This window comes from Robbsia andropogonis, assembly GCF_000970345.1.
GTDB lineage: Bacteria > Pseudomonadota > Gammaproteobacteria > Burkholderiales > Burkholderiaceae > Robbsia > Robbsia andropogonis.
Genome location: NZ_LAQU01000078.1, coordinates 1 through 6,712 on the forward strand (window position 1 = coordinate 1; position 6,712 = coordinate 6,712).

The following is a 6,712-nucleotide window of genomic DNA, read 5'->3' on the forward strand; positions in this document are numbered from 1 at the left end:
GTTTGCATCTGGATGTCAGTGAAACCTTGCTCCATGACGAGAACGTCACGGTTAAGTCAGAGTTAGAAGCTTTGCGTAAGACGGGCGTTAAGGTCGTGCTCGATGACTTCGGTTCAGGCCGCTCGTCCTTGTCATGCCTCGGTAACGCGGCAATAGATGGCATTAAGATTGATTGGCGTTTAATGCAACAAGTGCCGTCTGAAAACGAAGCCTCCGAGATGTTGGCGCATCTCATTGACCTCGTACGCGCAAGAGGACTTTCTGTGGTGATTGAGCGAGTCGAAACACGTGAACAAGTGGCGTGGCTCGCGCGGTTTGGTGATATGACGGTTCAGGGCTTCTATTTCTCCCGGCCTGTGTCCGCTGCGATGTTGCCTATCGCCACCAGGGCCTAGTCGCATGACTACCGCAATGGATAGAACCACGGATGCCGCACGCGAACCACTCTACGAGTCCGTAAGCCGGATCAATCGCGATGCAGTCACGATTCGCTTGTTCCGTTCGCAGGCCGGTCTTTTTTCGATAGAACGGCAACTTGTGCGCGCCGACGGGGCGACACTTACACAGTTGTATCCCGTTGAAAATGAGCAGGGGCTGCATAAATTTTTATCCGCCGACCCTCTGGGCGATAGTCTTCAAAGCACTTTTCAAAGCTTGCTGAAACATTACTCCGACGCGGCTAGGGAAGTACGTGCGCATCATGCTTTTAAAGCAATCGATATGTTTGGCGAGTTTGACCGCATAGAGGCGTGTGGTGACGAGACGGACCTGCTGCCGATTGTAAAAACGGTTACTCAGGCGCTCGGAGCCGATCAGTACATCTTCAGCTGGTTGGTGCTGGATGCAAAGACCAACGACGTGAGGGAGCAGCGGTATCTGGTCGGTTGTCATCCGGCGTGGTTGCAAAAGTACTTGGACAATGTCTGGTATATGAATGATCCGCTGCTGGAGTATGCGAAACGCAATGCCACGCCAGCACTACTATCGCGACTAAGGTCTTATAACGATGTGCACTGGTTAGAAGAGGCTGCTGCACATGGATTTAGAAATAGTCTCGTTTGTCCGGTTCACGCTGGATCGAAATCTGCGCTTGTCATGCTCCAAGTGAGCAACGGTGAGCGTTCGGTGGCAGGTGACGAACTCTTATGGCGCAATCGACGCCATTTGTGGATGTTGGCGTGCGAATTATTGGACTGGCACCTGGCGCGTCTGGAACAACTAGCGATTAGCCAATTTCGTTTAAGCGCCACGGAGTTAGAGGTGCTGAGAATCGTTCGAGCGGGTGGGACGGCTGCGAACATCGCGCAAGCCCTGCGGGTGTCCGTGAAAACGGTCTATGGTGTGGTGTATCCAGGCATTACAGCGAAGTTAGGGCAGCCCAATATCAACAAAGCGGCAACCATAGCATTCGACAATGGCTTGCTGAAATAGAAGCAAAACCGGAAATCATAACAAATTCTGGCGAATTTGGTAATGGTAATTCGGAAATGGAATTACCCTAGATTTTTGCGCTACAGTCTAGCCCGTTGAGCCGTTAGATCGGTGTCCAGGGCGGGCGGCGACCTACGGCAGTTCTCTTGAGTCGTTGTTCGCAATGGTAAAAATGAGCAGATTAGGTCGACTATCCAAGCAACTTGCTATCGCCCTTGCTCTCGGGTGCTGCGTAGGATCTCACTTGGTCCATGCTCAGCAGACTTGGTCAATGGCCACCGCGTATCCACGTGACACGATCGCGGGCCAGGGTGTCGCGTCTTTTGCCAGTGAATTGAACGCTAAGACGGCAGGCGAGATTGTTATTGCGCCGCAGTTCAAGGCCAAGGCCGGTGGGAAAGATCTTGTTTCTGATGTTCAAAGCGGGCGCTTGCAACTCGCGGATGTATTCACCGGGTCGCTTTCCCGGATAGATCCGATATTCGATTTGCCTACGATTCCCTTTCAGGTTACGTCCCTTGCGCAAGCGCAGCGCCTTACGATCGCCCTTACACCTCTATACCGTCGCGCGTTGTTGAGGGCCGGTCTTCACATGCTATTTATCTCGCCCTGGCCACCTACCGGGCTTTGGTCTCGTCGGGCGATAACTGTAGAGGCAGACCTGTCAGGAATGCGTGTGAGAACCTACGATGCAAGTTCAGCACAGGTTCTTACCGACCTTGGCATGCAAGCGTCGGAGATGCCTGTGTTGGAGGTGAGCGCGTTGCTCGGGCGTGGGGAACTGGATGGCGTACTGTCTTCTGGCGATGGCGCTGTAGGCAGGTCTTTCGCTGGGAAACTACCGAATTTCACGGCGATTCATTATGCCTTCCCGGTTTCGTTCGTGGTGATGAGCCAGTCGGCCTACGAAGCGTTGCCGTTAAAGCAGAAACATCAGGTGGATGTAGCAGCTGAGGAAGTGCAGCGTCGTCAATGGGCCGCTCTGCCAGCGCGCATCGAGCAAAATTATACGGCCATGCGTTCGTCGGGCATTCGAGTCAACACTGATGTTGGTGATGCATTGCAGGCATATCTCCGTGATGCGGGTGATGCGCGGATGCAGCAATGGCTCTCGCATGTACCAACAGAATATAGCCAAATAGTTAGGTCGGTGCTGTAACCGGTTTCATTGCCGCTGAGCACGCTCAGTAAGCAGGGCAAGTGTCTTCATAGAGAATTGACGATTCAAAGAAGGGGCAAGTGATGGGTGCGAACAAAATTGATCTGAACGTTGACATGGGCGAGGGCTGTGGAAACGATGAGGCGTTGATTGAATACGCTACGTCCATTAACGTGGCTTGCGGATGGCATGCTGGCGACGCTATGACGATGCGCCGAGTCGTTTCACTTGCATTACGAGGTGGTGTCGCTATCGGTGCGCATCCCAGCTTTCCGGATCGAGAGAATTTCGGCCGTACTGCGATGTCTTTGCCGCCAGAAGAGGTCTATGCCGGTGTTCAGTACCAGATAGGAGCGCTTGCCGCGATTGCTTCAGCACAGGGTGCACGCTTAACGCACGTTAAACCTCATGGGGCGCTATACAACCAGGCCGAGGACGACGTCGAACTCGCCCGTGCGATCGTGCATGCAGTACGCGACTTCGATCCCAAACTCGCGGTGTTTGGCCTTGCGGGTGGGCAACTCGTACAGGTTGCGCGGGAAGAAGGGTTGATCGCCATCGATGAAGGTTTCGCTGACCGAGGTTACACGCCCTTGGCTAAGCTGATGCCGCGATCGGAGCCGAACGCAGTGATCCAGGACGACGATGAGGCATGTAAGCAAGCGATCAAGATGGTGTGCGATGGGCGCATTCGGTCGAGTGATGGTAGCGAAATAGAGGTGAAACCTCAAACCTTGTGCCTACATGGTGATGGTGCGCACGCAGTGGAATTTGCGCGGAAGATTCGAGCTGCGTTGTCCGAGCGTGGTGCCGAGGTCGTGTCCTCAGTTTCCTAATCGTCTAAAAGGCCAATTGCATTTTTTTATGATCGTAATATCGATTTGGCCATTTTCGGCAGCGGTCTGATAGATAAACGCAATAAGCTTGGCTTTCTTGTTGATATCGATAGTCTTGCCGACTGCGATCAACGCCGCCTCAATGTGAGCGAACACGTTGCCCAGCAGATTAGCGTCGATGACTCCATATCGCGGAGAACGCGTTCCGGTAAGTATGTAATGTATGTCGAAGCCGTGATCTATTAATTTAACAAGATAGCTTGCATCTGGAACTCGTTCGCCGCGCTCGTAGCCAAATTGCGTGCTGCGGCCGACACCGGTCCAGTTACAAATGTCACCTTGCTGGAAATTGAGGCGCTTTCGCTCGGCGACAATGCGTTCGCCTATGGATTTGTTCATACCTATTAGAGTCGATTCGTCTTCAAAGATGTTTCATGGTCAATTTTTTGATCAAAAACCTGTTTATGTTCAAAAATTGAATCATTTGTGAGGTACAATGAAATGCCCAAGCAGTATAAAGGCGAGTGCATGACGTATGGCACAAGAAAAGTGGAACACTGGCCGCAATCATCGTGAAGCGGATAGGAGGACATCGTGTTAGGCGGAATTTTCGGTTTGATTCGCAAGGTCATTCGCGGGTTGCTCTTGTTCATAGTCGCGACATCCTTGATGGGTTTTGTGTTTTGGTTGATCAAAAGACATTCCACGCTGCCTGAACTGATCGAAGTTGCGATTGTCGGTTCCGGTTGGGTGTCGATCGCTTATTTCCTCTACAAGTGCGGGTGGCCCCGCGATAGCCGGGACTGGTGAATCATGCGCAAACTGTTAAGCCACGTGATCTCCGAGCCAATCATTATTGGCTTGATGGAATTAGTTGTACTAATTGCCTGGGCTGCTGGTGGGATGCGGTTATTTATACACTCTTACTTTGCTTGGGCCGTCAATAGCGTTCAAGACTTGTCATTATGGGTCATGATTCCGTGCGCTTTCAGTCTAGCGATTTTGGCTTCGATAGCGGTTTTGGCCACTTTTCAAGTGCCATTGTTAATCGTTGCCACCGTTAAGTGCATCGCGCAGCGGTCCAGATCGCGCCGGTCCGGCGTGTGAGCATCAATCATTCATTATCGTCCGAGCCATGGTGATGCCAATCGACTTTGCGCTGCTCGCTCAGCAGTGCGCGCCTTCGGTCCACCCGACCACGCTGCGCGCGCTTGTCAAGACAGAGTCCGGATTTAACCCATATGCGATCGGCGTGGTGGGTGGGAAGCTAATGCGGCAGCCCCGTAATCGTGATGAAGCGATCGCAACGGTACGGGCGCTGGACGCCTCGGGGTGGAATTACAGCATTGGTCTGACACAGATCAACCGAGCGAATCTGCGTGCCTACGATTTGTCGCACGAAACGGCGTTTGATCCGTGCGCGAATCTGCGTGCAGGTGGCGCAATTCTCTCGGGCTGCTATGACCGCGCACTTGCAGGGGGCAGAACGCCGCAGGCCGCTTTGCGGGCGGCGTTGAGTTGTTATTACAGTGGCAATTTCACGCGGGGTTTCGTACCCGATAGTCACGCAACGAGTTATGTCGAGCGCGTGGTTGCAAACGCGGCGCGGGTGAATGGTGGTGCTGAGAGTGTTCCGCCGATCGATGTCGTACCGATTCGCGAATCGCCCTCGCCGATCGCGCGCCCGAGGCGTGAGCCAGTGCCGCGCGATAGTGCCGGGCCTGGCCAGCATAAGCCTATTGATCAACACCCTGCTTGGGACGCCCTGGGGGATTTCTGATGGAGTGCAAGATGCGCAGTATGTCTATTGATAATAGATTCATTCGTCCGGCTAGTTCGCTGGGCGCGATCATGTGGCGCGTGGGGGTCCTTGCCATCCTCTCGGTATTGGCCGGGCCAAGTTGGGCGGGTGGTGGGCTCACTGCCGGTACCCAAGCAGTGAGTAATTTCACGCTATGGTTCTATGGGTTCGTCGGCGTTCTAGCGGGTTCATACCTACTGTGGGTGGGAATTCAGTGCTGGTCCAACAAGGCAGACTGGATTCATGACTTCGGCGGCGCTATCGCGAAGACGGCGGCGGTGGGCGGTTCGCTTGTCCTTGCCGGCTGGGCGTTTGGACTGTTCGCATGATGACCGTTGAGGAGGAGCGCATCCTGCATCCGTCGTACGCCGGGCTCAATCGTACGGCGATGATCGGTGGCGTGCCGATGTTCGCGGCACTGATCATCGCTTGCACATCCTTGATCAGTAGTTTGATCGGTGGCTTCGCGCTTGGGCCGGGCGGGCTTTTGATCGGCTCGGCGGGCGTGCCGGTATTCATGTTCTTCCGTTCAGTCTGTCTCACCGACGATCGGGCGCTCCATTTGATGTGGCTGGAATTTTGCTGCTGGATCAATCGCCGACGTGTTTCTGTTTTCGGCAAGACCTACACGCTCGCACCAATGCGCTATGGACGTGACCTCGACTTGTATACCCGTTCGTTTTCGGGGGGGAAGAGATCTCGTGCGATTCGAAATACTTCGTCAAAGCTTGCTGTCGCCAAACTTGGAGAATATCGATGAATGATAGTTTGACCCGGCTTGTCTCGGCAGTCGAAGATCATTTGCCTAAGATTGGCCGGCCCGTTTCTGAAACGGCGACGAGCCTGGATTCGGGTGGTGCCTTCATCGTGATCCGCGTGAACGGCGTGCCGTTTGAATCGGTGAGCCGTGCAGAGATAGAGGCGCGATACGATGGGTGGAATCGCCAGCTTGCCGCCATGACCTTGGAAAAGGGCAATCGTCTCGCATTGTGGACGACGTTTCGCCGTCGGCGCGTGTCCTTCGGCGACGAATACCGCTTCACTAGCCCTTTCATTCAACGCACGGTTGACAAATACCTTGAGCGTTTTCGCAAACACGACCATTTCGAGAATAGCTTTTATATCACCGCGATCCTCACCGGTGAGGATCTGGACGAGACCTTGCGTGAGCTTGAGGAGTTGGGAGAGGGCTTAACCAAGGCCCTTGTCGCCTATGATCCGCAATTGCTGCAAACGTATGGACACAATGGTGTCGTGTTTTCGGAGGCGTACCAATTCATTGGTGAGCTTCTTAATGGGATCGATGAGCGCGTGCCCGTCACGCAGGCGACCGGCCGCGACCTGATTCCGACCGCCCACCTGCATTTCCACTATGACACCGTCGAATTGCGCACCGACACGTCGACGCGATTTGCCGTCTGTTATGACCTCAAGGACTTTCCGAATGCGGGATGGGGGCAGACGAACCCGCTGCTCACGCTGCCT

Annotated in this window: 10 protein-coding genes; 9 read left to right on the plus strand and 1 reads right to left on the minus strand. The window is 54.1% G+C overall.

Features of this window, described 5'->3' with window-relative positions:
- The 4 genes from WM40_RS25350 to pxpA form a co-directional block, all read left to right on the plus strand.
- On the plus strand, window positions 1–395 hold a 395-nt coding region (locus tag WM40_RS25350), incomplete at its 5' end, for an EAL domain-containing protein (RefSeq protein WP_046154389.1).
- Between the two features lie 4 nt (window positions 396–399).
- Window positions 400–1,431 (plus strand): helix-turn-helix transcriptional regulator, encoded by a 1,032-nt coding sequence (locus WM40_RS25355; protein WP_082103243.1) that lies wholly within the window; start codon window positions 400–402, stop codon window positions 1,429–1,431.
- Window positions 1,432–1,594: 163 nt separating this feature from the next.
- Window positions 1,595–2,590, plus strand: coding sequence for a TRAP transporter substrate-binding protein DctP (gene dctP / locus WM40_RS25360; RefSeq protein ID WP_082103245.1), 996 nt, complete (start codon window positions 1,595–1,597; stop codon window positions 2,588–2,590).
- Window positions 2,591–2,673: 83 nt separating this feature from the next.
- Window positions 2,674–3,426: a 5-oxoprolinase subunit PxpA gene (pxpA, locus tag WM40_RS25365; RefSeq protein ID WP_046154390.1), complete on the plus strand. Its 753-nt coding sequence runs from the start codon at window positions 2,674–2,676 to the stop codon at window positions 3,424–3,426.
- On the opposite strand, the gene WM40_RS25370 is transcribed toward pxpA, so the two are convergent.
- On the minus strand, window positions 3,415–3,825 hold the full coding sequence (locus WM40_RS25370; RefSeq protein WP_046154391.1) for a helix-turn-helix domain-containing protein: 411 nt from the start codon (window positions 3,823–3,825) through the stop codon (window positions 3,415–3,417). The genes pxpA and WM40_RS25370 overlap by 12 nt on opposite strands.
- Window positions 3,826–4,020: 195 nt before the next feature.
- Here WM40_RS25370 and WM40_RS25375 point away from each other — a divergent pair, with 195 nt between their 5' ends.
- From WM40_RS25375 to WM40_RS25400, 5 genes are all read left to right on the plus strand, one after another.
- The gene (locus tag WM40_RS25375; RefSeq protein ID WP_046154392.1) at window positions 4,021–4,236 is read left to right on the plus strand and encodes a hypothetical protein; all 216 of its coding nucleotides are present in this window, start codon (window positions 4,021–4,023) and stop codon (window positions 4,234–4,236) included.
- 331 nt (window positions 4,237–4,567) lie between these two features.
- Window positions 4,568–5,206, plus strand: a complete 639-nt coding sequence (locus tag WM40_RS25385; RefSeq protein ID WP_236693699.1) for a lytic transglycosylase domain-containing protein — start codon at window positions 4,568–4,570, stop codon at window positions 5,204–5,206.
- An 11-nt stretch (window positions 5,207–5,217) separates the two neighbouring features.
- Complete coding sequence (locus tag WM40_RS25390; RefSeq protein WP_082103249.1) at window positions 5,218–5,556, plus strand: hypothetical protein; 339 nt, start codon at window positions 5,218–5,220, stop codon at window positions 5,554–5,556.
- A complete protein-coding gene (locus WM40_RS25395) occupies window positions 5,553–5,987 on the plus strand; it encodes a VirB3 family type IV secretion system protein (protein WP_236693700.1) in 435 nt (144 codons plus the stop codon). The genes WM40_RS25390 and WM40_RS25395 overlap by 4 nt, the downstream gene beginning before the upstream one ends.
- Window positions 5,984–6,712, plus strand: a 729-nt coding sequence (locus WM40_RS25400) for a VirB4 family type IV secretion/conjugal transfer ATPase (protein WP_046154395.1), incomplete at its 3' end; no start/stop codon positions are given. The genes WM40_RS25395 and WM40_RS25400, both read left to right, overlap by 4 nt.